19 protein-coding genes, 1 pseudogene, 2 riboswitches and 1 other annotated feature are annotated in these 24,942 nt (G+C 51.8%); of the genes and pseudogenes, 17 read left to right on the top strand and 3 right to left on the bottom strand.

Features of this window, described 5'->3' with window-relative positions; all coding sequences use genetic code 11:
• Positions 1 to 32: 32 nt before the first annotated feature.
• The 9 genes from DWZ56_RS10695 (at position 33) to DWZ56_RS10735 (ending at position 9,371) form a co-directional block, all read left to right on the top strand.
• Positions 33 to 782, top strand: a complete 750-nt coding sequence (locus tag DWZ56_RS10695; RefSeq protein ID WP_118556625.1) for a hypothetical protein — start codon at positions 33 to 35, stop codon at positions 780 to 782.
• A 98-nt stretch (positions 783 to 880) separates the two neighbouring features.
• Positions 881 to 967, top strand: a riboswitch (glycine riboswitch).
• A 193-nt stretch (positions 968 to 1,160) separates the two neighbouring features.
• Positions 1,161 to 2,249, top strand: a complete 1,089-nt coding sequence (gene gcvT / locus DWZ56_RS10700) for a glycine cleavage system aminomethyltransferase GcvT (RefSeq protein ID WP_118556626.1) — start codon at positions 1,161 to 1,163, stop codon at positions 2,247 to 2,249.
• 36 nt (positions 2,250 to 2,285) lie between these two features.
• Entirely contained in the window at positions 2,286 to 2,663 is a 378-nt protein-coding gene (gene gcvH / locus DWZ56_RS10705; protein ID WP_118556627.1) for a glycine cleavage system protein GcvH, read from the top strand.
• 61 nt (positions 2,664 to 2,724) lie between these two features.
• On the top strand, positions 2,725 to 4,059 hold the full coding sequence (gene gcvPA / locus DWZ56_RS10710; RefSeq protein WP_118556628.1) for an aminomethyl-transferring glycine dehydrogenase subunit GcvPA: 1,335 nt from the start codon (positions 2,725 to 2,727) through the stop codon (positions 4,057 to 4,059).
• A complete protein-coding gene (gene gcvPB, locus DWZ56_RS10715; protein ID WP_118556629.1) occupies positions 4,056 to 5,492 on the top strand; it encodes an aminomethyl-transferring glycine dehydrogenase subunit GcvPB in 1,437 nt (478 codons plus the stop codon). The genes gcvPA and gcvPB overlap by 4 nt, the downstream gene beginning before the upstream one ends.
• Entirely contained in the window at positions 5,489 to 6,505 is a 1,017-nt protein-coding gene (locus DWZ56_RS10720; protein ID WP_118556630.1) for a lipoate--protein ligase, read from the top strand. The genes gcvPB and DWZ56_RS10720 overlap by 4 nt, the downstream gene beginning before the upstream one ends.
• On the top strand, positions 6,492 to 7,907 hold the full coding sequence (gene lpdA / locus DWZ56_RS10725) for a dihydrolipoyl dehydrogenase (protein ID WP_118556631.1): 1,416 nt from the start codon (positions 6,492 to 6,494) through the stop codon (positions 7,905 to 7,907). The genes DWZ56_RS10720 and lpdA overlap by 14 nt, the downstream gene beginning before the upstream one ends.
• A gap of 254 nt (positions 7,908 to 8,161) precedes the next feature.
• Positions 8,162 to 9,160 (top strand): SPFH domain-containing protein, encoded by a 999-nt coding sequence (locus DWZ56_RS10730; protein WP_118556632.1) that lies wholly within the window; start codon positions 8,162 to 8,164, stop codon positions 9,158 to 9,160.
• A 31-nt stretch (positions 9,161 to 9,191) separates the two neighbouring features.
• On the top strand, positions 9,192 to 9,371 hold the full coding sequence (locus tag DWZ56_RS10735; RefSeq protein WP_118556633.1) for an Arc family DNA-binding protein: 180 nt from the start codon (positions 9,192 to 9,194) through the stop codon (positions 9,369 to 9,371).
• A gap of 140 nt (positions 9,372 to 9,511) precedes the next feature.
• Here DWZ56_RS10735 and DWZ56_RS10740 read toward each other — a convergent pair whose 3' ends face one another.
• On the bottom strand, positions 9,512 to 10,213 hold the full coding sequence (locus tag DWZ56_RS10740) for a response regulator (protein WP_118556634.1): 702 nt from the start codon (positions 10,211 to 10,213) through the stop codon (positions 9,512 to 9,514).
• Positions 10,203 to 11,747: a DUF4118 domain-containing protein gene (locus DWZ56_RS10745; protein WP_118556635.1), complete on the bottom strand. Its 1,545-nt coding sequence runs from the start codon at positions 11,745 to 11,747 to the stop codon at positions 10,203 to 10,205. Before DWZ56_RS10745 ends, DWZ56_RS10740 begins: the two co-directional genes overlap by 11 nt.
• Positions 11,748 to 11,994: 247 nt before the next feature.
• Here DWZ56_RS10745 and DWZ56_RS10750 point away from each other — a divergent pair.
• The 5 genes and pseudogenes from DWZ56_RS10750 to DWZ56_RS10775 all read left to right on the top strand — a co-directional run.
• Positions 11,995 to 12,939, top strand: a pseudogene (locus tag DWZ56_RS10750) (Na/Pi cotransporter family protein); the annotation flags it as partial.
• A 45-nt stretch (positions 12,940 to 12,984) separates the two neighbouring features.
• Positions 12,985 to 13,848, top strand: a complete 864-nt coding sequence (locus DWZ56_RS10755; protein WP_118556637.1) for a DUF368 domain-containing protein — start codon at positions 12,985 to 12,987, stop codon at positions 13,846 to 13,848.
• A 93-nt stretch (positions 13,849 to 13,941) separates the two neighbouring features.
• Complete coding sequence (locus DWZ56_RS10760) at positions 13,942 to 15,195, top strand: HlyC/CorC family transporter (RefSeq protein WP_118556638.1); 1,254 nt, start codon at positions 13,942 to 13,944, stop codon at positions 15,193 to 15,195.
• A gap of 80 nt (positions 15,196 to 15,275) precedes the next feature.
• Positions 15,276 to 15,535, top strand: a binding site (T-box leader).
• A gap of 166 nt (positions 15,536 to 15,701) precedes the next feature.
• Positions 15,702 to 16,907 (top strand): tyrosine--tRNA ligase, encoded by a 1,206-nt coding sequence (gene tyrS / locus DWZ56_RS10770; RefSeq protein WP_118556639.1) that lies wholly within the window; start codon positions 15,702 to 15,704, stop codon positions 16,905 to 16,907.
• A gap of 84 nt (positions 16,908 to 16,991) precedes the next feature.
• A complete protein-coding gene (locus DWZ56_RS10775) occupies positions 16,992 to 18,017 on the top strand; it encodes an alpha/beta hydrolase (protein ID WP_118556640.1) in 1,026 nt (341 codons plus the stop codon).
• A 75-nt stretch (positions 18,018 to 18,092) separates the two neighbouring features.
• On the opposite strand, the gene DWZ56_RS10780 is transcribed toward DWZ56_RS10775, so the two are convergent.
• Positions 18,093 to 18,698 (bottom strand): TetR/AcrR family transcriptional regulator, encoded by a 606-nt coding sequence (locus DWZ56_RS10780; RefSeq protein WP_118556641.1) that lies wholly within the window; start codon positions 18,696 to 18,698, stop codon positions 18,093 to 18,095.
• Between the two features lie 255 nt (positions 18,699 to 18,953).
• On the opposite strand from DWZ56_RS10780, the gene DWZ56_RS10785 reads away from it, so the two are divergent.
• The 3 genes from DWZ56_RS10785 (at position 18,954) to DWZ56_RS10795 (ending at position 24,700) form a co-directional block, all read left to right on the top strand.
• Positions 18,954 to 21,065 carry an efflux RND transporter permease subunit gene (locus DWZ56_RS10785; protein ID WP_118556642.1) on the top strand — a complete coding sequence of 704 codons (2,112 nt, stop codon included), beginning with the start codon at positions 18,954 to 18,956 and terminating at the stop codon, positions 21,063 to 21,065.
• A 62-nt stretch (positions 21,066 to 21,127) separates the two neighbouring features.
• A complete protein-coding gene (locus DWZ56_RS10790; protein ID WP_147369415.1) occupies positions 21,128 to 23,461 on the top strand; it encodes a hypothetical protein in 2,334 nt (777 codons plus the stop codon).
• A gap of 375 nt (positions 23,462 to 23,836) precedes the next feature.
• Positions 23,837 to 24,700, top strand: a complete 864-nt coding sequence (locus DWZ56_RS10795) for a helix-turn-helix domain-containing protein (protein ID WP_158584536.1) — start codon at positions 23,837 to 23,839, stop codon at positions 24,698 to 24,700.
• 113 nt (positions 24,701 to 24,813) lie between these two features.
• Positions 24,814 to 24,909, top strand: a riboswitch (purine riboswitch).
• The last annotated feature ends 33 nt before the right edge of the window (positions 24,910 to 24,942 follow it).

Consider the following 24,942-nt stretch of genomic DNA (forward strand, 5'->3'; position numbering starts at 1 on the left):
CGCTTGAAATTTCTATTATGATGGAGGAACTCATGAATAAAGCAATCAAGTATCAATGGAGTGATGTGAAAAGGACACTCTGTATCTATTACAGCGTAATTATACTGGTCGTTGCCTTCTTTTTTATAGTGGGCATGCTGACGAAAAACGACGGCGAAACCTATTCAAGCTTTAACGGGCTGGAGATGTGTACGGGTATCTTCCTGTTTGTTGTGGGGTTAAACAGCTTCAAAGAACAGTTTTTTATGTTTCTGCAGAACGGTATTTCCAGGAAAAGCATCTGGAAGAGCAGGGTGGTATATTCTCTTTCTCTCTGTGCGTTTATGGCGGTGGCTGACATGATTCTGATGGCAATCGGAGGGTTGTTTCACAGAATTCAGCCGAATCTGTATTTCACCAGCGTCCTGGCGGGCCTGTATCAGGACTGGTTTTTACAGAATAATGCGGTGCTGGTGCTGCTGGTGAAATTCCTGATGTTTTTTGCCGTATACCTGGCAGCCTTTTGTGCAGGATATTTCATCACCATGCTGTATTACCGCATTGGGCGCAGGGGTAAGATTGCCCTGTCCATCGGATTGTGGGGTGTCCCGTTCGTAGGATTTCCGCTGGTGGACGATCTGCTGCTGAATAACCGTGCCAGCCGTTTTCTGCTGGAGCAGATGTTTCGGCTGCTGGGGTTTAATGTGGGGAATCCGGTTCCGGCTATTATAACATTTCTTGCTGTCTCGATCATACTGTATGGGCTGTGGTATCTGCTGGGGCGCAGAGCCGTGGTGAAGTAACTGCTATGATTCACAGCTGCCGATAAAGCAGGTTGACAAAAAAGGCGGCGGAACGTATACTGAATTTGGGCAGTATGTGAACTGAATTGAATATTCGGATGAAGAATCTGAAAGAGACTGCAGCAAGTGCAGCGCCGAAGGGGAAGCCGCGACAAACTCTCAGGCAAAAGGATCAGATTTGGACGAAACTCTGGAAAACGGCAACGTACCGACGAAGTGAATCTTTCAGGTAAACAGACAGGGGCAAAGAGATCATATAAAATGATCTTTTTTGCCCCTGTTTTTTTGCGGTAGGGTGTTTGCGCCGCCAAAGCGAAGCACACGGAAAGTGTGCGCGGGTCATCATCTTTCAGTTGGTGACAGTGAAAGGAGGATATAATGGAAAAGAAAACCCCGCTGTATGACTGTCATGTTGCAGCACATGGCAAGATCGTACCCTTTGCAGGCTACCTGCTGCCGGTTCAGTATGAGACCGGTGTGATCGCCGAACACATGGCGGTGCGGCAGAAAGCAGGCCTGTTTGATGTCTCCCATATGGGAGAACTGATCATTTGCGGCAGGGATGCTTTGAAGAATCTGCAAATGCTTTTGACCAATGATTTTAAAGGAATGGCGGACGGTCAGGCACGCTACAGTCCCATGTGCTGTGAAAACGGCGGGATTGTGGACGATTTGATCGTCTACAGGATAGAGGAAGAGGCATATCTGATTGTGGTCAATGCATCTAATAAGGATAAGGATTATGACTGGATGAAGGAACATATGGGCGGTGAGGCCAAGATTCTGGATATATCGGAACGCGTGGCGCAGATCGCTCTTCAGGGGCCGCGCTCCCATGACATTTTATGCAGAATAGCCGGTAAAGAGGATATACCGGAAAAGTATTACTACGGAAAGTTCCATGCGGATATTCAGGGAACGGACTGCCTGATCTCCAGGACCGGATATACGGGGGAAGACGGTTATGAAATTTATCTGGGGGCAGACCGGGCTGAGGAAATGTGGAATCTGCTGCTTGAAAGCGGACGGGAAGAGGGCCTGATCCCCTGCGGGCTGGGCTGCCGGGATACGCTTCGTCTGGAAGCGGCGATGCCGCTGTACGGACATGAGATGGATGAGAATATCACGCCGCTTGAGGCGGGTTTACCCTTTGCGGTGAAGATGAAAAAGGATGATTTTATCGGTAAAAATGCGATTCTGGAAAAAGGGGAGCCTTCCAGAAAACGCGTGGGCCTTAAGGTGACGGGCAGAGGTATTATCCGGGAACAGGCAGAAATCTTTGCAGGGGACCGCAGCATCGGGTTCTCCACATCCGGAACCCATTGCCCGTATCTGGGATATCCGGCGGCTATGGCCATGCTGGAAATGCCGTATACGCAGCCCGGCACGGCTGTGAAAGCCCTGGTGCGGGGCAGGATGATTGATGCCGAGGTGGTGGCGTTGCCGTTTTATAAGAGGGCGAAATAAGCCTGATCTAATACTACATATATGGAGGGAAAGCAAATGGACTTAAAGGAACTGAAGTACACAAAATCCCATGAATGGGTGAAGGAGACGGATGACGGATGTCTGGAGATCGGGCTGACCGATTACGCCCAGAAGCAGCTGGGAGATCTCGTATTTGTGAATCTGCCGATGGAAGGCGACGAAGTGGCGGCCGGGGAACCGTTCGCGGATGTGGAGTCCGTCAAGGCTGTATCCGATGTGTACAGCCCGGTGACCGGCGTGGTGGATGCGGTGAATGAGGAGCTTTTGGATGCTCCGGAGCTGATCAATGAATCCCCCTATGAGGCCTGGCTGATCCGCGTAAAAGACGCCGGAGAGCGCGAGGAGCTGATGACAGCAAAGGAATATGAGGATTTTGTGGAGAATGAAGGCTGAATAGGGTTCAGCGGATGAAAGTGTGCGCGGATCAAAGAACCGGGCAGAAATGAGGTATGATATGGGAAGCTATATAGCCACATCCGTCCAGGAGAGAGAGGAAATGCTGGCGTCGGTGGGAGTGGGCAGCCTGGATGAGCTGTTTGCGGATATCCCGTCCGAGGTGAGAAAAAAGGGGAAATGGGACCTGCCGCCTGGACGCAGCGAGATGGAGGTTCTCGCATATATGGAACGCCTGGCGTCACAAAATCAGGTTTTCCGGTCCGTATTCCGAGGAGCAGGAGCGTATGATCACTACATACCGCAGATCGTAAAGAGTGTGGTGTCAAAAGAGGAGTTTCTGACCACATATACGCCGTATCAGGCGGAAGTAAGCCAGGGCGTACTCCAGTCCATATTTGAATATCAGACAATGATCTGCAGGCTGACAGGTATGGATGCGTCCAACGCATCCGTGTACGACGGCGCAAGCGCTGCTGCGGAAGCAGCCGCCATGTGCAGGGACAGGAAGAGAAATCAGGTGCTGGTATCCGCTACGGCCCATCCGGATACGATCCGCACAATCCGCACCTACTGCTTTGGAAACGGGATGGAATTTCTGCTGGTACCTGAAAAGGATGGGATGACGGATATAGAATTTGCTGCCGCCTACAGCAATGCGCAGACCGCATGCCTTTATGTGCAGCAGCCCAACTATTACGGGCTCATAGAGGATGCCGGTACGCTGGGAGCAGCGGTACATCAGGCCGGCGGCAAATATATCATGGGAATCAACCCCATCGCGGCGGCCATACTGAAAACACCGCGGGAATGCGGCGCAGATATTGCGGTGGGCGACGGCCAGCCTCTGGGAATGCCTTTGGGTTATGGAGGCCCTTATCTGGGATTTATGGCCTGCACGGCGGATCTGACCAGAAAGCTGCCCGGCAGAATCGCGGGCGAAACGGTGGATGCAAAAGGCAGGAGAGGCTACGTGCTGACCCTGCAGGCCAGAGAACAGCATATCCGCAGGGAAAAGGCGTCCAGCAATATCTGCTCCAACCAGGCGCTCTGCGCGATGACCATGGCGGTGTATATGGCGGCTATGGGAGCGGAGGGGATGGCGCAGGCAGCGTCTCTGTGCGCGTCAAAGGCCGCCTATCTAAGAAATGGGCTGAAGGAAGCCGGGTTCCTTCCTGTGTACGGGTCACGCCCTTTCTTCCATGAGTTTGTCACAACATCGCCCATCCCGGCAGGAGAGGTGGAGAAACAGCTTGAAAAGGTCGGCATCCTTGGCGGTCTGCCGCTTGCAGAGGACCGGATTCTCTGGTGCTGTACGGAAAAGAACAGCAGGGAGGACATGGATGAGCTGACCGGACTGCTGAAGAAGATGACAGAAAGAGGAGGCGGATTATGAAACTGATATTTGAAAAGAGCTGCGGCGGACACCGCCTGGATCTGCTCCCTCCCTGCGATGTGCCGGTAAAGAGCTATCCGGATGAATTGCTGCGAAAAAAGACGCTGCTTCTGCCTGAACTATCGGAAAATGAGATCAGCAGGCACTACACGAAGCTGGCTGGCAGAACCTTTGGCGTTAACGACGGCTGCTATCCTCTGGGCTCCTGCACGATGAAATACAACCCCAAGGTTAATGAAACGGCAGCCGCGCTGCCCGGATTTACGAAGATACATCCTCTCCAGCCGGAGAGCAGCGTTCAGGGATGCCTGCACGCGCTGAAGCTGGCGGAGACTCTGCTGTGTGAGATTACCGGGATGGACCGGATGACATTCCAGCCGGCGGCAGGCGCCCACGGCGAATTTACCGGTCTGCTGCTGATCAAGGCCTATCACGAACACAGGGGGGATTTTGGGCGCAGAAAGATCATTGTGCCGGATTCCGCCCACGGAACCAATCCGGCCAGCGCTTCTATGGCGGGATTTACCGTGGTGAGCATCCCGTCTGGGCCGGACGGATGTGTGGATCTGACGGCTCTCAAAGAAGCAGTGGGAGAGGATACGGCAGGTCTGATGCTGACCAATCCCAATACGGTGGGTCTGTTTGACAAAAATATTTTGGAGATCACAAAGATCGTCCATGAGGCCGGAGGGCTGAATTATTACGACGGGGCCAACTTAAACGCTGTGGTTGGCATCGTGCGTCCCGGCGATATGGGATTTGATGTGGTGCATTTAAATCTGCATAAAACCTTTTCCACCCCTCACGGCGGAGGAGGTCCGGGAAGCGGTCCGGTGGGCTGCAAGGCGCTTTTGGCTGAATTCCTGCCTGGTCCCACGGTGGAGGGAGACGGCCCCTACCGGCTGGAGACACCGGAGCATTCCATCGGAAAGGTGAAAGCCTTTTACGGCAATTTCCTGGTTGTAATCCGGGCTCTTGCCTATATTCTGACCCTGGGCAGGGAAGGCATACCGGATGCGGCGAGATATGCGGTGCTGCATGCCAACTACATGAAAGCGGAGCTTTCACGCGACTATGACATGGCCTGTCCGGGCCTGTGCATGCATGAATTTGTCATGTGCCTGGAAGAACTGAAAAAACAGACCGGCGTTTCTGCCCTGGATATAGCCAAGGGGCTGCTGGATGACGGCATCCACCCGCCGACCATGTATTTCCCGCTGATCGTGCCGGAAGCTCTGATGGTGGAGCCCACGGAAACGGAGTCCAAAGAAACGATGGATGAGGTGATCCGGGTATTTCGGAAATTAAAGGAGAGAGCGGTCAGGGAACCGGAGGCAATGCATGAGCTTCCGCTGACTGCGGCTGTGCGCCGGCTGGATGAAGTCACGGCGGCCCGGCATCCGAAACTGAAATATGAGGCGGAAACAGAATGATCAGGCAGTTAAGCGTTGCGGATACCGTCTGCACCGATCCCTATGAGAACCTGGCCCGGGAGGAACATCTGCTGGAGCTTCTGGGACCGGAGGAAGTCATCCTGTATCTGTGGCAGAACCGCAGTACCGTGGTGATCGGGCGCAATCAGAATGCCTGGAAGGAATGCAGGGTGGAGAAGCTGATCGCAGACGGGGGGGTTCTGGCCAGGAGATCCTCCGGCGGCGGCGCGGTCTTCCATGATCTGGGAAATTTAAACTTCACTTTTTTAGCACGGGAGGATTATTACGATGTGGACCGGCAGCTGGAAGTGATACTGCGGGCGCTGTCAGCCTGTGGCATACCGGCGGAGAAAACAGGAAGGAATGATGTGACGGCAGAAGGGCGGAAGGTCTCCGGCAATGCATTTTACAGTGCGAAGGACCGGAGTTACCACCATGGAACGCTGTTAGTGGATGTGGATATGGAGAGACTGTCCGCCTACCTGCAGGTTTCTGCGGATAAGCTTAAATCCAAAGGAGTCTCCTCGGTGAGTTCCAGGGTGGCCAATCTGTCGGCATACCGGCCGGATATGACGGCAGAGGACTGGAAAAGGATGCTTGTGGCAGCGTTTGAGGAGGTATATGGCCTGCCGTCCGCGCGTTTTAGTGAAAGCCGGTTTGAGAAGGAACGGCTGGCCGGGCTGAAATGCCGATATGCATCCTGGGAATGGATTTATGGCAGAAAGATTCCTTTTACGCGGGTGTTCCAACGGCGTTTTCCCTGGGGGAACGCGGAGGTGCAGCTGATGGCGGAGGGGGGGAGGATAGCCGATGCCCTGTGCTATTCGGACGCCATGTATCCGGATCTGATGGAAGAGGCGGCGAAGATTTTAAAGGGCTGTGTATTTGACAGGAAGGAAATGGCGTCGAGGCTGGGATTGCTGACTGCCGGTTCTGCAGAGGAAGAAAGGATCAGAACAGACCTGCAGGAACTGATTCTTACGGACGGGGAGGAAGAAAATGGAGCATTATGATTTATTTGTGATCGGCGCCGGACCGGGCGGATATGTGGCGGCGATCAGGGCGGCAAAACTGGGAATGAAGACAGCGGTGGCCGAGCGAGGGCAGGTGGGAGGGACTTGCCTGAACCGGGGATGCATTCCGACAAAAGTGCTCCTTCATGCCGCGCAGGTCTACCGGGATGTGAAGGAATGCGCCAGATTTGGAGTTACGGCAGCAGCTGTCGGCTATGACATGAAATCCGTTTATGAGTATAAAGAGGAAAGCGTGAAGCAGTTAAGGGAAGGCGTGCGCAGTCTGCTGGAACAAAACGGTGTGACGCTGTACCGCGGCAGCGCCTGCCTGCATAAAGACCGGAGGATCAGCATCGCCGGAGAGGAGGGAGAAACTGTCTGCTGCACAGCCTCGCATGTGCTCTTAGCTGCGGGCTCCGCTCCGGCAAAGATACGGATCCCGGGCGCCGGGCTGGCGGAGGTGGTAAGCAGCGACGATCTGCTGCGGGAGCCGCCGGAGGGGACGCGGCTGGTGATCATCGGAGGCGGTGTGATCGGTGTGGAATTTGCCACTGTATTTGCATCCTATGGATGGGAGATCTCCATTGTGGAAGCAGAAGCGCAGCTATTGCCCGCCATGGACCGTGAAATTTCGCAGAACCTGAAGATGATTCTCAAAAAACGCGGCATCACCTCTTACACCGATAGCAGCGTGGAAGAAATCAGCAAGGATGAAGAAAGCGGAGAATGTATCTGCCGTCTGACCTCTAAGGGGAAGGCGTTGGATCTTTACGCGGACCGGGTGCTGATAGCGGTGGGCCGGAGCGCATGTTTAACAGGCTTAACAGATGAAGATGTGGAGATCGCTGCGGACCGCGGCAGGATAGTGGTGGATGATCATTTTAAGACCAGCCTGGACGGCGTCTATGCAATCGGCGATATGATTCCAGGTATGCAGCTGGCCCATCTGGCCAGCGCCCAGGGGATCGCCGCCGTGGAGGACATGTGCGGCGTACCGCGGTCTGTGGATGTGAACCTGGTCCCCAGCTGCGTCTATACGGATCCCGAGATCGCCTGTGTGGGCCTTACCGAGGAGGAAGCAAAGAAATCAGGCAGAGAAGTAATGTGCGGAAAGTTTGTGATGTCCGCCAATGGAAAATCCCTGCTCACAAAGCAGGAACGCGGATTCATAAAACTGGTTTTTGAGAAGGATACGGAGATCCTGCTGGGAGCCCAGCTGATGTGCGCGCGCGCCACGGATATGATCGGAGAGCTGGCCCTGGCAATTGAAAACGGACTGGATTATGCGGCCCTGGTAAAGGTGATGCGGGCTCATCCCACATTTTATGAGGCCGTTACGGAAGCGGCAGAGAGCGCGAAGGGGGAAGCGATCCATATTGCGCCGCCAAGGAAGAGAAGATAAGGACAGTAACTCCTGAAAGACACAAAATACCGGATGCTGTGTATCAGCATCCGGTATTTTTCAAGTGCGTCCGTGCGGCGCCCTACGAGATCCTCTGATTATAGAATAGCATATTGCGCTAAACTGTCAATATTTAATATTGCCTATTGACAAGAATGAAATAGAGATGTATTATCTAATTAATATCAAAACGATATCATTTATATAATAAAATGAAACCGGAAGAAGCCGGACAACTACAAGGAGGAACTTCTATGGAAACCGAGAGAATGAACTATGAGGAAAAGGAACTGCATCCCGTAAGCGGATTTAAGGTGCTTGCCGGAGTCATTCTTGGATTTGCAGTCTCGATTGCCGCCATCGTATTCAGCTGTATCCTGTTAGAGCAGGGTCAAAACGTGCCGGGCGGCGTGCTGCTGGCGGCAGGGATTGTGCTGTGTGTCCTTCTATGTTTCCTTCTTCCCGGATTTAAGGTGATCAATCCGAGAGAGGCGATCGTGCTGGTGCTGTTTGGTAATTATTACGGAACCCTGCGCCGGGAAGGATTCTATTGGGTGAATCCCTTCGTGTCCGCTGTAAATCCCACGGTGAAGGCCAGCGCTATCGCAGTCAATGCGGGAGGAAGCGGCGCCAGCGTGACGCTGGGAGAATCTTCCTTAAGCCGTAAGGTATCTTTGAAAACTATGACGCTGAACAATGAGAAGCAGAAGGTCAATGATGTGCTTGGCAACCCGATTATCATCGGTACCGTTGTGATTTGGAGAGTGGTGGATCCGACGAAAGCGGTTTTTAATGTCAATAATTATAAGTCCTTCCTCTCCATCCAGTGCGATTCCACCGTCCGTAATATCGCAAGGCTTTATCCCTACGACGCATCCGAAGAGGACAGTGACGAGAAATCCTTAAGAGGGAGCAGCCAGGAAATTGCCGATAAGATGAAAGAGGAGCTGCAGTCCCGCGTGGAAGCTGCCGGCATTGAAATCACGGAAGCCCGCATCACCCATCTCTCTTACGCTGAGGAGATCGCTGCAGCCATGCTTCAGAGGCAGCAGGCGGTTGCCATAATAGCAGCCCGCAAGAAGATTGTGGAAGGCGCGGTAGGCATGGTGGAGATGGCGTTAGAGCAGTTAAGCCAGAACGCCGTGGTGGATCTGGATGAGGAGAGAAAGGCTGCCATGGTCAGCAACCTGCTGGTGGTTCTGTGCGGCAATAAGGATGCGCAGCCGATCGTGAACAGCGGTTCTATTTATTAAAACGATCAGAAAGTGAAGGGTGGGATGCGCATTGCCTGAAAAAAACAATGATAAAGAGAAAAGTAAAAAGCAGGTTCTGCTTAGGCTCTCTCCCTCACTGTGGAATGAACTGGCGGCCTGGGCGGAGGATGATTTCCGGTCCATTAACGGACAGATCGAATACCTGCTGACGGAATGTGTGAAAAAGAGAAAGAAACAGAAAGACGAATAAAGAGACAGAGCGCAGAAGCTGTATACATAACTTCTGTGCTCTGTCTTTCATTTGTTTTATAAGAAAGTACGGCTTATGAAATGAAACACGCTCCGTTTAGGATCGTACTGAGGCGGGAGGATTGGCTTTTCGACAGATTGTCAGTCTTCCTCCGCCATGCGGTAGCCGACGCCGATTTCCGTGAAGATATACTGGGGGTCACCGGGATTTTTTTCGATTTTACGCCGGATGTTGGCCATATTGACCCGCAGAATCTGGTTGTTGTGGTCCGCGTAAGGTCCCCAGATCCTGGTGATGATGGAATCGTAGGTCAGCACCCGCCCCGCATTTTTGGCGAGCAGGGATACGAGTTTGTACTCTATCTGCGTCAGATGGACATCCTTTTCATCCACAAATACGATCCGTTTGTCAAAATCGATTACAAGGTCCTTCACCTGAAAGATATTTTTCTGGCGTCCGGCGCCTCCTGCATCCGGGCTGTGGCGGATCGCGGTGCGGATGCGGGCCAGCAGCTCCGACGTGCCGAAAGGCTTGGTGATATAATCGTCGGCGCCCAGATCCAGCGCCGCCACCTTTTCTTTTTCCTGGGTGCGGGCAGAGATTACGATGACCGGGATGCCTGACCAGCTCCTGACCTGCTTCAGCACCTCTGTTCCGTCAATATCGGGCAGCCCCAGATCTAACAGAACGATATCCGGGCAGTGCGAGGTGATGACGGAGAGCGCTTCACGTCCGGAAGCACAGGCGAAAGTCCTGTAGCTGTTGGCCCGAAGCGTGGCCTCCATAAAGCTGCGGATGTTTTGTTCATCCTCGATGATCAGAATGGTAACTCTATTTGCCATAATCAGATTCTCCTTCATAGGGTAGCGTAAATGTGAATACTGCTCCGTCCGGATGGTTGGCTGCGGTGATGGTCCCGCCGTGGGAATGGATGATGGTTTTGCAGATGGAGAGGCCGATGCCCATACCCTTGGACGCGTCGCTGCTGCCGCTTTCATAGCCGGCGCTTCCGTCAAACAGCGTGGGCAGCAAATCTTCCCGCAGGCCGGTGCCGTAATCTTTCACTTCAAAACGGATATGATCACTCATTTCTGTTACATTCAGCTCGATGGGACGGTCCGTGTGGGAATGCTTGACCGCGTTTTCCAGCAGATTGATGATCACCTGTTCAATTAACGTGGCATCCATGGACACCATCAGGAAATCCGCCGGGATATGCACGGTGACCGCTGCCTGGGGCAGCCTCTTTTTCAGCCGCAGCACCGCTTCGGATACAACCTCCTCAAGCGGTTCGGGATGTTTGTTGACATTGGCGTTTTCATTGTTGATCCTTGTGACAGTGAGCAGGTTTTCCACCATGTTTAACAGCCAGTTGGAATCCTCATGGATCTGGCCAATCAGCGCGTCCTTGTCGGATTCGCTTAAGTAATCCTTCGCCTCCAGATAAGTGGCGCTGGAGCCGATCATGCTGGTAAGCGGGGTGCGCAGGTCGTGGGATACGGCGCGAAGAAGGTTGGCACGGGTCTTTTCCTTTTCGCTTTCAATGGCCAGTTTTTGGTGCGTGTCCGAAAGGCGCTGCTTTTCCATAGCCATCACAACCTGGGGAATCATCAGGTTTAAAAATGTGAGCGCGTCGGGGCGCAGCGGCTTGCCTGCCGCACAGCCGATTCCCAGCACGCTGAGCACATCCTCGCCCGATAAAAACGGAAGATACAGGCAGGAAGATGACAGTGGATTTGCGGTGCCGATACCCGACGGCCTGCCGGATACATAGGCCTGATGGGCCGCCTGGCGTTCTTCCTTAAGCAGAAAAACGGAGGAAACTCCCCGGGCCTGCGGCTGGGCCGCCGGCCCGGAACTCATGATCGGATCCTCTGTGTACAGGATGACGGGGGAACCGGTGAATGTGTACAGGTAATCCAGCGTAAGCGTGATGATTTGGGGTATATCTTCTGCGGTGAGCAGGCTGCGGCTGATCTCATTGAGCTGCTGCATGACCTTTTCGCGTTCAGCGGTGATGCGGGCCTGCTCCTTCACCTGTGCGGTGGCGGCGCTCGTAATCAGCGAGATGGCAAGCATGCCGATGAAGGTTATGGGATAGCCGCTCCTGGTGAAATCCAACTGCATAAAGGGATAGGTGAAAAAGAAATTTACTCCGATGACACCGGCGACAGAAGCCAGGACACCCCAGAGATGTCCGGAGGTATAACGGGCGACCAGCACCACAAACAGCATGTATACCACGGCTACATTGGTGGTGTTCTGTGTGGTTTCCGTAAACAGATAGGAGATTAAGGTTGCCAGGGCCAGCAATACGGCGGTGATACCTGGATCGAAAGCCTTGTGCTGCCGGATATTTTTTGAAAGAGCGTACATAGCGGGTTCCTTTCCTGAACAGTCGGATGATCATAATTTATGCACTAACATTATACTACCTTTTTTGGGAAAGACCAAGGAATGATCGTAAAGAACATGTTAAGAATTGCCTGCAGCACTTGCTAAGGCCGTTAAAAGATGGTAAGTTACGGATGGCTTAAGCCGCAATAAGTTGCCCAAAACAGGTATCAGCGCAGGATTTCCCGAATAAACGTTAAAGAAGAGTTTATTTTGGGAAAGGTTTTCTATGAAAACTGCAGATTTTTTAATGCTGCTGACCGGCCTGTCCCTCTTTTTATACGGCATGCAGATGATGGAGGAGGGGCTCTTGACGGCGGCGGGAGACCGCATGAAAAAGCTGATTGCGGTGTTGGCCGGCGGGAGGGCGAGAGGCGTGCTCATAGGCACGCTGGTGACGGCGGTCATCCAGTCCTCTTCGGCTATGACGGTCATGGTTGTCGGCTTTGTAAACAGCGGTATGATGACGCTGTATCAGGCGGTGTGGATCATCATGGGAGCCAATATCGGAACTACGGTTACAGGACAGCTGATCGCTCTGAATCTGGGCGCACTCGCTCCGATACTGGCATTTACCGGCGTGATCCTGGTAGTATTTGTGAAAAGGCCCGCCGCGAAAAGCGCAGGGGAGATGTTTGCAGGGCTGGGCGTGCTTTTGATCGGCATGGAGATTATGGGGCGCGCTATGCTGCCGCTGCAGAATTCCCCGCTGTTTCTTAAGTGGATGACAACCTTTCGAAATCCGTTTATCGGTGTGCTGGCAGGGACCGTATTTACGGCGCTGATACAATCCTCCTCCGCTTCCGTGGGGATACTGCAGATGCTGGCTTCTTCCGGCATGATCGGCCTGGGGGACGCGGTTTATGTGGTGTGCGGACAGAATATCGGTACCTGCGTTACCGCAATGCTCGCAGCGATCGGCACCAGCACCGATGCAAAAAGGACGACGGTGATCCATGTGCTGTTCAATGTGATCGGAACGGTGATATTTATTGCCCTGTGTGTTCTGACACCGTTCACAGACCTCGTGCGTCTGCTGTCGCCTGAAAATCCGTCCATGCAGATCGCAAATATACATACCATATTTAATGTGGTGACAACTCTGGCATTGCTGCCCTTCGGGAAGCGGATGGCGGATTGGGCGGTGAAAATTCTCCCTGACCGCTCGCCGGATAACAGAGTGGAAACAGCAAAAAGAAGGAGCAGAAAATAAACAGTTATGAACCGAGCAAAAAGACTTATAAAAGAACTGATGAAAGGCATTATCATCGGAGTGGCCAATATCATACCGGGTGTCAGCGGCGGTACGATGGCAGTGTCCATGGGTATTTACGATAAACTAATCTCTGCCATAACAAATATCTTCAAGGATTTTAAGAACAGCATAAAAACACTGTGCCCTTATCTGGCCGGCATGCTGCTGGGAATAGTGGGGCTGTCCTTTGTGATTGAATGGCTTTTCGGCCATTATCCCTTTCAGACCAATATGTTGTTTATCGGTTTGATCGTCGGATGTCTGCCGATTATAGTGAAAAAGGTGAAAGGGAAAAAGTTCAATGCAGGATATGCGCTGGCGTTTGCCCTATTCTTCCTGCTCGTGATCGGCATGACCTGGTTTGGCAACACCTCCGGACGGCAGGTGGAGCTTAAGACAGGGATACTGGACGGTCTGATTCTCGCGGCTGTGGGCCTTATCGCTTCGGCCACGATGGTGATTCCCGGTGTCAGCGGTTCCATGGTGCTGACCATCATGGGCTACTATATGCCGGTGGTAAAGGAGATCAACCAGTTTATACTTTCCGTGACCGGCGGAAATGTTGAAGGCATTTTGCACGGTCTGGGAATCCTTGTGCCCTTTGGAATCGGAGTGGTGCTGGGGATCTTTCTGATCGCCAAGCTGATCGAGTTCATTTTCTCAAAGGCGGAGACCGTGGCATATTATGCCATATTGGGTCTGATTATCGCATCCCCCATCGCAATTTTGATGAAGTCGGATCTGGCCGGCCTAAGCGTGCTGCCGGTGGTGACAGGCGTTGCCGCGCTTTGCGCGGGGCTCTTTGTGGCCGGTAAGCTGGGCGAGTAGATGTACTGGTACCGGGTTGTTGGAATGATTTTCAGGTATGCGCAGGTCATCAGCCTTCGGCTGGTGACAAGAAAGGATTGTGTGATTTAAATAATGGAAAGTGACAGTATCCCCCTTATATTCGTATTAGCAGGACTGATCATGATGTCGGCCTATTTCTCGGCCACGGAGACGGCGTATTCTACCTTTAACAGGCTGAAGTTAAAAAACATGGCGGCGGGCGGTAACCGGAGAGCGGCGCTGGTATTGAAGCAGTCGGAGAGCTACGACAGTCTGCTTTCCACGATACTGATCGGAAACAATATCGTAAATATCGCCTCGGCGTCTCTGGCAACCGTTATATTCACGAAGTATTTCGGAGACGCCGGTGTGACGGTATCCACTGTGGTGATGACCGTTCTGGTGCTGATCTTCGGGGAAATATCGCCTAAGAGCATCGCCAGGGATATGCCGGACCGGTTTGCCATGTTTTCCGCCCCGATACTGGGGGTGCTGCTTAAGCTCTTATCACCGGTGAACTACATATTCATGCAGTGGAAAAAGGTGCTGTCAAAACTCTTTAAATCCGGGGATGACAGATCTATCACGGATGAGGAGCTGCTGACCATGGTGGAAGAGGCCGAAGACTGCGGTGGCATCAATGAACAGGAGAGCGAGCTGATCCGCAGCGCCATCGAGTTTAAGGATCTGGATGTGGTGGATGTGATCACCCCGCGGATCGCTGTGGCGGCCGTGCCGCTGGATGCGGATGAGCAGGAGGTCGCACGGATCTTTCGGGAAACCGGCTTTTCCAGACTCCCTGTTTACCGGCAGAATATCGATCACATCGTTGGGATCCTGCATGAAAAAGATTTTCATAATTATGTGCTGCATTCCGAAAAGAGGATCGCGGATGCGATGACGCCGCCTGTGCTGGTGCCTCCGTCCACCAAGATATCCAAGCTCATGAAGCTTTTACAGGCCTCTAAATCCCATCTGGCCGTTGTGCTGGATGAGTACGGGCAGACAGAGGGTATTGTCACATTAGAAGATATCATTGAAGAGCTGGTGGGGGAAATCTGGGACGAACATGACCGGGTGGTTCTGGATATGGTAAAAATTTCGGACAAAGAATACAGGGTGCTGGCCGCTGCCAGCCTGGATAAGGTTTTTGATGAGCTGGGTGTTACGGAGGAGGACGAAGAGTCCGCCACGGTCGGAGGCTGGATCACAAAGCTCTGTGAACGGATCCCCGCACAGGGAGAGCAGTTTACTTGGAAAAACCTTCAAATTACTATAACGAAATCGGACAGCAAGCACATAGAGGAGATTTTAGTCAAAATTCAGGAAACTGAAAATGCGGCTTGACAAATGAAAGAACAGCGGATATAATCTTAGAAAACTGAATAGCGAAACGGCGGCAGCGACATGCTGCCGCCGTCAGAGATAGAAAAGCGATGAAAAGAAGAAGTAATGATCAGGATGCCGAACAGAAAGTGACCGGTTGATGAGAGGTGCATGGATACTGATTATGAATACATCTTGGAGCTTCACACCGAAAGGCTTGCCCGGTAGGCTGTGACGGAACCCTGCACACGTTATAGTGCTAGAGTATTACCCATTTTCTATGGAGTACTCAAAGAGGCAGACAGCGCGAGCTGTCTGTAAAATAAAGGTGGTAACACGGGAGCTGACTCTCGTCCTTTTGCATAGGACGGGAGTTTTTTTGTTCTATAGAATCATACGCTTATTGAACAAAAAAACTCCGCTTAGGATCGCACTGCGTCAGGAATGCACTTTGTCACCAGAGCGACCCGCCGCAGGCATCAACATCCTTTTCTGTCTGAAGAAATCAATCAAAGGAGAGTATCAAAATGAAAACAGTGGATGAAGAGATGAGGATTATCACAAAAGGCGTAAACATGCTGGTAAACGAAGAGGAGCTGCGCCAGAAACTGATCCGCTCCAGACAGGAAGGAAAAGGGCTGGTGGTAAAGCTGGGGCTGGATCCCAGCGCGCCGGACATTCATCTGGGCCATGCGGTGGTCCTAAGAAAGATCCGCCAGATGCAGGACCTGGGGCATACTGCCGTAATTGTGATCGGCGATTTCACCGGCCGGATCGGCGATCCCAGCGGCAAATCCAAGGGCAGAAACGCGCTGTCCAAAGAGCAGGTTGAGGAGAATGCCAGGACGTATTTTGAGCAGATCTTCCGCGTGCTGGATAAGGAGAAGACCGTTGTGCGTTACAACAGCGAGTGGCTGGCCGGACTGAATTTTGAGGAAATCTTAAGGCTGGCCTCGGTGACCACAGTCGCGCGTATGCTGGAGAGGGATGATTTTCAGAACCGCTACCGCAGCAATGTGCCTATCGGACTGCATGAATTCTTTTACCCTCTGATGCAGGCATATGATTCTGTGGAGCTGAAGGCGGATATTGAGATGGGCGGTTCCGATCAGACTTTCAATATCCTGATGGGCAGAACGTTGCAGAAGGCCATGGGAATGGAACCGCAGATCGCCATGTTTATGCCGCTTCTGGAAGGGCTGGACGGTGTGGAAAAGATGAGCAAGAGCCTGGGTAATTATATCGGTGTTTCAGAGCCCGCCAATATTATATTCAAGAAGGTGATGGAGATCCCGGATTCCCTGATTGTAAGGTACTTTGAGCTGGCCACGGACGAACATCCGGATACGGTCGAAGAGATAAAGAAAGAACTGGAAACGGGGAAAAATCCCAGAGATGTGAAATACCGCCTGGCTTCAATCATTACCGGTCTGTACAGCAGTGATGAGGAGACGCAGCAGGCCATGGAGTACTATGACCGCGCATTCAGCCAAAAAAAGATCCCGGATCAGATCCCGGAACTCTTGATCGATCCTGAAAAGGACCGGCTGTCGGACATCGTGCCGCTGCTTACAGAGCACGGTTTTGCGGCCAGCAACAGTGAATTTAAGAGGGTATTAAAGCAGGGCGGCGTGTCGATCAATCAGGAAAAGGCGGAGGACCTGGATGTGGTGATGGTAAACGGGGATGTGCTGAAAATCGGGAAGAAAGTTTTTGTGAGAATCGTCAAATAGGGACATTGCATTGGGCATGGCTCTCGGTTATACTTGAAAATATATTTTAGACAAATGTGAACAGAGGCTGTGAGGAGGAGAGCAATGAGATCAGAAACGATTGTCCTGAACAAAGAGAGAAATGTCACACTGACCGCTTACCTGCAGGACGTGGAAGGGGAATTTCGAAATATTCCCAGACGGCCCGCCATGCTGGTGCTGCCGGGAGGCGGATATTCCATGTGCTCCGACCGGGAAGCGGATCCGGTGGCCTGGCCGTATCTGAAAGCGGGTTTCCAGGTATTTATCCTGCGGTATTCGGTGATGCAGGATGCGGTTTGGCCAAACCCGCTGAAGGATTATGAACAGGCTATGGCGCTGATCCGTTCCAGGCAGGAAGAATGGAAGCTTTATCCGGATAAGGTGGCGGTGATCGGATTTTCGGCCGGAGGGCATCTGGCGGGCTGTGCGGCCACCATGGCGGATAACAGGCCCAACGCAGCGGTGCTTGGTTACGCGGTGCTGGGAGAAGATGTGAAGGGCTGTAATTTAAGCGCGCCCGACGCAATCGCAGCTGTGGATGCGAAGACCTGTCCCTGTTTCGTATTTGCAACCCGTACGGATCCTGTGGTGCCAGTGGATAATTCCACCAGGTTTTTGACCGCTCTTGCAAAACATGGCATTGCTTTTGAAAGTCATATTTACAGCTTCGGCCCCCACGGCGTTTCCACCTGCGACTCCTCTGTACAGAGCCTGGGCGGCTTTAGTGAGCGGGTTCCCCGATGGGTAGACGACAGCATCGGGTGGCTGAAGGAGATATTCGGCGATTTTGCGGACGGTGTGTTAAGTGAGCCGAAATGCAGAGCCCGGGTGAACGGGGACTGTGAGCCCCGGCTGTCGGCGGATTGCAGCCTGAAGCATCTGATGGGCAGTGCGGCGGCGATGGAGATTTTAAATCCCTGGATCAGCCAGGTGAAAAATAGGGCAGCAAAGATGGGACGGAGTGAAGAATTTCTGTCGCTGGTGAGCAGGATGACCCTGCGGGATATCATGGGGCTGCTGGGCATGGAAAAGGATGCTGCGGATCAGCTGGATCAGCAGCTTAGGGGGATCGAAAATACCGCTCTTTAAAAGAGCCGCATAAAAAAGCTGGAGCAGCCGGAGGATGCGCTGTTTCAGCTTTTTTTGTGCGGTTGCTGCCGCCGTCTATTTTACCGCGTATTCCCGAATGATCGCGCGGATGCTCCGGTACAGGTGGGGTTTATACTCTTCGATGGACAGCGGCTCTCCATGCAGGATGGAGTTAAAACATGTGGAGCTGGTCAGTTCAATGATCGTAAACAGCATCACCTCCGGGTCCTGGTACTGTGTTTGGTCCGCCTTTACCGTGGCCAGGTATTTGGAATAGAAATCCGGTCCGTCGTCTTCCGGAGGCAGATGGAGGGCGGATTTAAATACACCCCATCCCAGGTTTTTGGAAATAAAGCCCAGCAGAGATTTATTGCTGTTTAGTTCGTCGATAATATGGTCTATGATAAAGACCATTTTATCCTCAAAGGAACATACCCCTTCCGCGTGCTCCATCGCTTCCTCGGCACTGGCGAACAGCTCCGTAGCTTTATGGGAAACCAGTTTGTTGCGGATATCATATTTGTCCGTAAAATAAAGATAGAAGGTGCCCTTGGCCACGCCTGCCTTTTCCACTATATCGGAGATTGCGGTTTTGTTAATCCCCTTGGTGGTGAACAGTTCAAACGCGGTGCTGAACAGGGCATCTTTTTTTTTCTTTTTATTTTCTTCCAGCTTACTCATGGCACACGCCTGCCTTTCTCTCTCATATATTATTAAATAACAAAAATGACCAAAAGTCAATATTATTAAAAAAGTATAAAATTACGGGCTACAATATTGACTATTGGTCATTTCTGCGTTATAACAGTTCCAGTCGCAAGAAATGACGGTTGGTCATTTTTGTATCAGCCGCCGGTTGAAAAGAAAAAGGGCCGGGTAAAAATGCGTATCCGGTCAGAGAGAAACAGCGCGTCGCACCGCGCGAGTAGGTGAAGCATGATAAAAGCAGCCAAGAAGATAGTAAAACATAAGCGGCTCATAGTGATCCTGTGTATGCTTCTGCTGATTCCGTCCGCAATCGGAATGGCCCGTACAAGAGTGAACTATGACCTGTTAAATTACCTGCCAGGCGAACTGGAGACAATGAGAGGCCAGGACATCATGGTGGATCAGATGGGAATGGGCGCGTTTTCCATGGTGATTGTGGAAAATATGCAGCCTAAGGATGTGGTTAAACTGAAGGACCAGATCAAAACCATCGATCACGTTTCGGATGTGATATGGTATGACGATGTGATGGATATCACTGTCCCCATGGAAATGATACCGGAAAAAATACGAAATGCTTTTAACAGTCAGGATGCAACGATGATGATTGCATTGTTTGACAATACCACATCGTCCGATGAAACGATGGAAGCCATCAGCCAGATGCGGAAGCTGTGCGATAAACAGTGTTATATCAGCGGCATGAGCGGAGTGGTGACGGACATCAAAAACCTCTCTCTGCAGGAGATGCCGGTCTATGTAGTGATTGCGGTGCTTCTGTCCATGCTGGTGCTGATGCTGACGATGGAATCCTTTCTCACCCCTTTTCTGTTTATGCTAAGCATCGGGGTGGCTGTACTGTTTAATATGGGAACAAACCTGTTTCTCGGGGAGATCTCTTATATCACCCAGGCGCTGGCCGCGGTGCTCCAGCTTGGCGTGACGATGGACTACTCCATCTTCCTGTTAAACAGCTATGAGGATAACAAGCTTCGCTTTGAAAATGACAAGGACAGGGCGATGGCTCATGCCATTTCCAACACCTTTAAATCAGTGGCGGGAAGCTCTGTTACCACTATTGCCGGTTTTGCGGCGCTCTGCTTTATGAGCTTTACGCTGGGCATGGATATCGGTGTTGTTATGATTAAGGGAGTCGTGATCGGCGTGCTGTGCTGTGTCACATTGCTGCCCTCCATGATACTGCTCTGCGATAAATGGATCGAGAAGCTGCATCATAAGGCGCTGATTCCTGATCTGGGAATGATATCACGCTTTATCACGAAGCATTACGTAGTATTCATCCTGGTATTTCTGGTGCTCCTGATCCCATCCGTCTATGGAAATAACAACGTAGAGGTCTATTATAACATTGACCAGTCACTTCCACAGACGCTGGAGAGCTCCATTGCGAATAAAAAGCTGGGGGAAGACTTCAACATGAACACAATCCATATCGTGATGCTGGAAAACGGGTTGGACAATAAAGAGAAGAACGATATGATCCGGGAAATCGAAGGCGTGGAGGGCGTCAAGTATACGCTGGGGATTAACAGTTTTGTCGGCCCCTCCTTCCCGGTGGAGATGATACCGCAGGAACTGCTGGATAAGGTTAGAAGTGATGAATATGAAATCCTGTTCGTGTGCTCCGATTATAAGGTTGCCACGGAAGAGGTGAACACACAGCTTACCGAATTAAGCGATATCGTTAAAAGTTACAATCCGGGCGGCATGGTGGTGGGGGAAGCGCCTCTGACCAAGGATCTTCAGGATGTCACATCGGTGGATTTTAAGAATGTGAGCATTGCATCCATCGCAGCAATATTTGTCATCATCATGATTGTGTTTAAATCCATATCCCTGCCGGTGATTCTGGTTGCTGTGATTGAATTTGCGATCTGCATGAATATGGCGATTCCGTTTTATACGGGGACCACACTTCCGTTCGTGGCCAGCGTGGTGATCGGAACAATTCAGCTTGGAGCGACCGTGGATTATGCGATTTTGATGACCAGCCGCTATCAGAAGGAGAGGGGAAAAGGAAAGAGCAAGAAGGAAGCCATCGGAATTGCCCATGAGACTTCCATGAAATCCATACTGATCAGCGGATGCAGCTTCTTCGCGGCAACCTTTGGCGTGGGGCTGTATTCCAAAATAGATATGATCAGTTCTATCTGTACATTGCTCTCCAGGGGTGCGATCATCAGCACTGTGATTGTCATTTGTGTGCTTCCGTCCCTGTTTATCATACTGGATAAAGTGATCTGCAGCACTTCTATTGGTTTTGGACCGAAAAGAAGAAATGGAAATGTGAAAGCGGTTCAGGAAACTGCTCATAATTGAGGCGGAAACTGCAGGAATGCTGTGAATTGAACGTGCATCGGCACAGAAAAGAGGAGAAAATTATGAAGAAGTGGAAGAAATATACGGCAGCAGGTGTTGCGGTGCTGCTTGCAGGTACAATGGCTGTCGGATATATCAGTCTCGCAAAGCAGGATGCGGAAACAGCGGCGGACGGTAATAATGAGAACCGGCAGGAAATCATGGAAGCCTTGAAAGAGGTGGAAAACAAATCCGAGCAGGAAATTACCGGTGATGTATATAAGGATGAAACTGTGTATGTAACCATGGCGCCGGATGGCAGTGTGGAGAAGATTATTGTTTCTGACTGGCTGAAGAATGCCGGGAAGGAGGCGGAGCTTAAGGATGTCTCGGAGCTGACCGGAATACAGAATGTGAAGGGTGATGAAACCTTTGAACAAAACGGCACGGATCTTGTTTGGAAGACAGAAGGGGCGGACATCTACTATCAGGGTACATCCGATCAAGAGCTTCCAGTATCGATGAATATCACCTACGAGCTGGACGGCAGGAAGATATCTCCTTCCGAACTTTCCGGCAAAAGCGGGGCTTTCAAGATGACGGTGAGTTATGAAGCGGCGGATCTGCCCTTCACCATGCTGACCGGCGTAATGCTCCCGTCCGACCGTTTCAGCGATATCACGGTGGAAAACGGCCGGCTGATATCTGACGGAAAGACAGATATTGTGGTGGGCATCGGGCTTCCCGGACTCGGAGAGAGCCTGGGTATTGACGAGGAAGACCTTGACTTTCCGGATTCGTTTACGATAACTGCCAACGTGACGGACTTTGAAATGGGGCCGACCATGACCGTCGCTTCCTGCGGGCTTTTAAATGATATGAACCTGGATGAGTTTGAGGGAATGGATGAGCTGACTGACGCGCTGGATGAATTATCGGATGCGTCTGCAAAGCTGGTGGACGGTTCTGAAGAACTGAAGGACGGCATTAATACGCTGCAGTCTAAAACGGGTGAGTTCACTTCCGGAATTGATACGCTCAATGACGGGCTGAATCAGCTTCAGAACGGCGCCGGAACGCTTAAAGACGGTGTTAATGCTTATACGGATGGGGCCAATACCCTGGCAGACGGCGTAAACCGGTATGTGGACGGAGCCAATACTCTGGCCGGCGGTGTGAATCAGTATGTGGACGGCACACAGAAGCTTGCCGGAGGTGTTAAGGACTATGTGGCAGGCGTATCAAAGGTGGCCGGCGGGATCGGTGAATTGAAGGATAAGACCAGCGCACTCACAATGTCCCAGGAACAGCTGGATGCCATCAACAGCCTGGCAGCGCTGACGGAAGGGATTGATCCTGTTCAGCTGACAGCGCTGGTAAATGGTGCGAAAGATCTGGATGCCGGACTGAAGGCGTATAATCAGGGACTGGCCGCAGGTTTAACTCAACTGACAGGCGGACTGGAGAGCGGATTGGAGGCTGGTATCAAGAGCGGTGTCGAGACCGGTATCGCATCGGCAGTGCCGGGAGCGGTGCAGAGCACAGTGAGCCAGGTGCTGCAGACACTGGTAACCAGCGGTACACTGAGCGCAGAGCAGGCAGCGGCGGTGGCTGCTGGCCTTAACGATGCGCTAAACAGTTCCGTTCCGGCACTGGCAGAGGGAATTGCGGCGCAGGTAGCGCCGGCTGTGAAGGACGGAGTTGTAAATTCAGAGGCTTATGTGCAGGGAGTAAACGGTCTGATGAACGCGATCCAGGGCGAATCGGGCGCTGGCCGGCAGCTGGAAGCCGGAGCTGCGGACCTGAATGCCGGTATTGGCAGCCTGGGAACCGCGCTGACCACATTACAAACCGCCCTGCCGGTAGTAAAACCGCTGATGAACATGCTGCCCGGGCTATCTAAGCTGCCCGCAGCCATCACACAGCTGCAGAGCGGTGTGAATGAGCTGATGTCCTATAATTCGGATCTGCTTAGCGGCGCAGACCAGCTGCTGCAAAACAGCGGTGCTTTAAAGGACGGAGCCGGAGCCCTCACTTCCAACAGCGCTGCATTAAAGGACGGGGCAAATGAGCTTTCAGGACAGAGCAGCAAATTGAAGGATGGGGCAGGAAGCCTGGCTGCTGCCAGCGGCCAGCTTAAAGATGGAGGCAGCCGGCTAAGAGAAGGAACAGGCGCACTGCGGGATGGGGTTTTGGCCCTGGCGGACGGAGCCGATACGCTGGCTTCGGGCATGAAGGAATTCGATGAAACCGGCATACAGAAACTGAAATCCACCTTCGACGGTGATATCCAGGATCTGTTAGACAAAGTGGATTCACTTACAGAGGATACAGGGAAATATAAATCCTTCAGCGGAATACGTGAAGATATGGAAGGATCCGTAAAGTTCATATTCGAGACAGCAGAGATTCGATAGAAGTTTGAGACAGAAGAGATTTGAGAGAAGCAAAACAGCGCCGCACAGCAGCCCATAAAAGGAGCTGCGTGCGGCGTATTTTGCTGGAAAAACAGCTCTACGCAGCGTTTACCCGGCTTTAAAGGGCGGACTCATCCATAGGTCGATTGAGTTTTCGAGTGTGGTAAGGTATAATATCGATAGAGATTATACCTGCGCTGATTTTCGTCCGCGGAGCGGATAATTACCGTAGAAAATCATGCGCATCCCCCGGAGGGGCATGTCAGCTTGCTGACATAGCATAATATCGATAGAGATTATACCTGCGCTGATTTTCGTCCGCGGAGCGGACAATTACCGTAGAAAATCATGCGCATACTACCAAAGGAGAACAACATGGATAACCAGAAAATCGGCCGCTACATAGCCGACAAGAGAAAAAGTAAGAGCTTGACACAGGCAGAGCTGGCGGCGCGCCTGGGAGTCACCGATAAGGCCGTATCCAAGTGGGAGAGAGGCGCGGGATGTCCGGACATCAGTCTGATAAAGGAATTGGCTGCCGCACTGGATATCACTGTCGGAGAACTGCTGGAAGGCGAAGATGAGAAGTTCGTTATGGAGGATGAGACAGAGGAAAAAGAGGAAAAAGAAGAAAAAATGCTTCTGAACGCGATGAACTATGCACAGACCAATATGAAAGTGCGTTCTCACCGCGTGGGAAAGGTACTGGCAGAGCTGTTTGACTGTTCCCTGATTCTGGCCTGTATGATTTGTTTCATTGTAGACCTTGCAATCAGCCGGGCATTGACATGGTCGCTGATTACAGCGTCCTCCTGTCTGCTGGCAGGTGTCGTCATAACACCGTTTTTCCTTCTTAAAAAAGAAAAGATTTTTGCCGGACTGCTCACCGGATCGGTTCTTTTGTTTCCCTACCTCCTTTTCATAGAGTGGGAGGCAAATCAGCTGCTGGGAACGGACCTGCATTGGTTCTGGCCTCTTGCGCTGCCCATCACGCTGATCTGGCTTTGCATTCTGTGGGCCGGTGCCTGGATAATCATGAAGACTAAGCCCGGCGTATTTAAGGCCGCCGGCTGGTATTGCATCGCATTTGCCTTTGGCAGCGCTGCGACTGTCATGATAAGCAACTCGTTTGCGAACAGCGATATTGTGGAGAACTTCTGGAATATGCTGATTAACTGTAGCGCCCTTCTGGCAGCAGGGGTGATCTGCCTTTGTATATCGTCTATCCGCTCACGGTAATTCACTTATCCGCTTTCGGTGATACATTTCCGGTGATACATTTCGTTTATACATTTCAGGGTTGATACATTTTCGGTGATTTTGCTTGACAGAAAACGTTTCATGTGTTTAAATTATACATTGTGGAAAGAGCTTATATAAATTCATAATCGGTTGAATGTTTCTACCAACTACCATAATAGTTGACTATAAGCGGTTCCCTTTGACAGGGGCCCTTGTAGCCGCTGGCATGGGGGTTGGTA

The organism is Lachnotalea sp. AF33-28 (assembly GCF_003477885.1).
Taxonomy (GTDB): domain Bacteria; phylum Bacillota; class Clostridia; order Lachnospirales; family Lachnospiraceae; genus AF33-28.

What these genes read in the sequence shown, in the direction of transcription:
- DWZ56_RS10695 (WP_118556625.1), top strand. Translation starts at nt 33, where the DNA reads ATGAATAAAGCAATCAAGTATCAATGGAGTGATGTGAAAAGGACACTC.
- gcvT (WP_118556626.1), top strand. Translation starts at nt 1,161, where the DNA reads ATGGAAAAGAAAACCCCGCTGTATGACTGTCATGTTGCAGCACATGGC.
- gcvH (WP_118556627.1), top strand. Translation starts at nt 2,286, where the DNA reads ATGGACTTAAAGGAACTGAAGTACACAAAATCCCATGAATGGGTGAAG.
- gcvPA (WP_118556628.1), top strand. Translation starts at nt 2,725, where the DNA reads ATGGGAAGCTATATAGCCACATCCGTCCAGGAGAGAGAGGAAATGCTG.
- gcvPB (WP_118556629.1), top strand. Translation starts at nt 4,056, where the DNA reads ATGAAACTGATATTTGAAAAGAGCTGCGGCGGACACCGCCTGGATCTG.
- DWZ56_RS10720 (WP_118556630.1), top strand. Translation starts at nt 5,489, where the DNA reads ATGATCAGGCAGTTAAGCGTTGCGGATACCGTCTGCACCGATCCCTAT.
- lpdA (WP_118556631.1), top strand. Translation starts at nt 6,492, where the DNA reads ATGGAGCATTATGATTTATTTGTGATCGGCGCCGGACCGGGCGGATAT.
- DWZ56_RS10730 (WP_118556632.1), top strand. Translation starts at nt 8,162, where the DNA reads ATGGAAACCGAGAGAATGAACTATGAGGAAAAGGAACTGCATCCCGTA.
- DWZ56_RS10740 (WP_118556634.1), bottom strand. Translation starts at nt 10,213, where the DNA reads ATGGCAAATAGAGTTACCATTCTGATCATCGAGGATGAACAAAACATC.
- DWZ56_RS10745 (WP_118556635.1), bottom strand. Translation starts at nt 11,747, where the DNA reads ATGTACGCTCTTTCAAAAAATATCCGGCAGCACAAGGCTTTCGATCCA.
- DWZ56_RS10755 (WP_118556637.1), top strand. Translation starts at nt 12,985, where the DNA reads ATGAACCGAGCAAAAAGACTTATAAAAGAACTGATGAAAGGCATTATC.
- DWZ56_RS10760 (WP_118556638.1), top strand. Translation starts at nt 13,942, where the DNA reads ATGGAAAGTGACAGTATCCCCCTTATATTCGTATTAGCAGGACTGATC.
- tyrS (WP_118556639.1), top strand. Translation starts at nt 15,702, where the DNA reads ATGAAAACAGTGGATGAAGAGATGAGGATTATCACAAAAGGCGTAAAC.
- DWZ56_RS10775 (WP_118556640.1), top strand. Translation starts at nt 16,992, where the DNA reads ATGAGATCAGAAACGATTGTCCTGAACAAAGAGAGAAATGTCACACTG.
- DWZ56_RS10780 (WP_118556641.1), bottom strand. Translation starts at nt 18,698, where the DNA reads ATGAGTAAGCTGGAAGAAAATAAAAAGAAAAAAAAAGATGCCCTGTTC.
- DWZ56_RS10785 (WP_118556642.1), top strand. Translation starts at nt 18,954, where the DNA reads ATGATAAAAGCAGCCAAGAAGATAGTAAAACATAAGCGGCTCATAGTG.
- DWZ56_RS10790 (WP_147369415.1), top strand. Translation starts at nt 21,128, where the DNA reads ATGAAGAAGTGGAAGAAATATACGGCAGCAGGTGTTGCGGTGCTGCTT.
- DWZ56_RS10795 (WP_158584536.1), top strand. Translation starts at nt 23,837, where the DNA reads ATGGATAACCAGAAAATCGGCCGCTACATAGCCGACAAGAGAAAAAGT.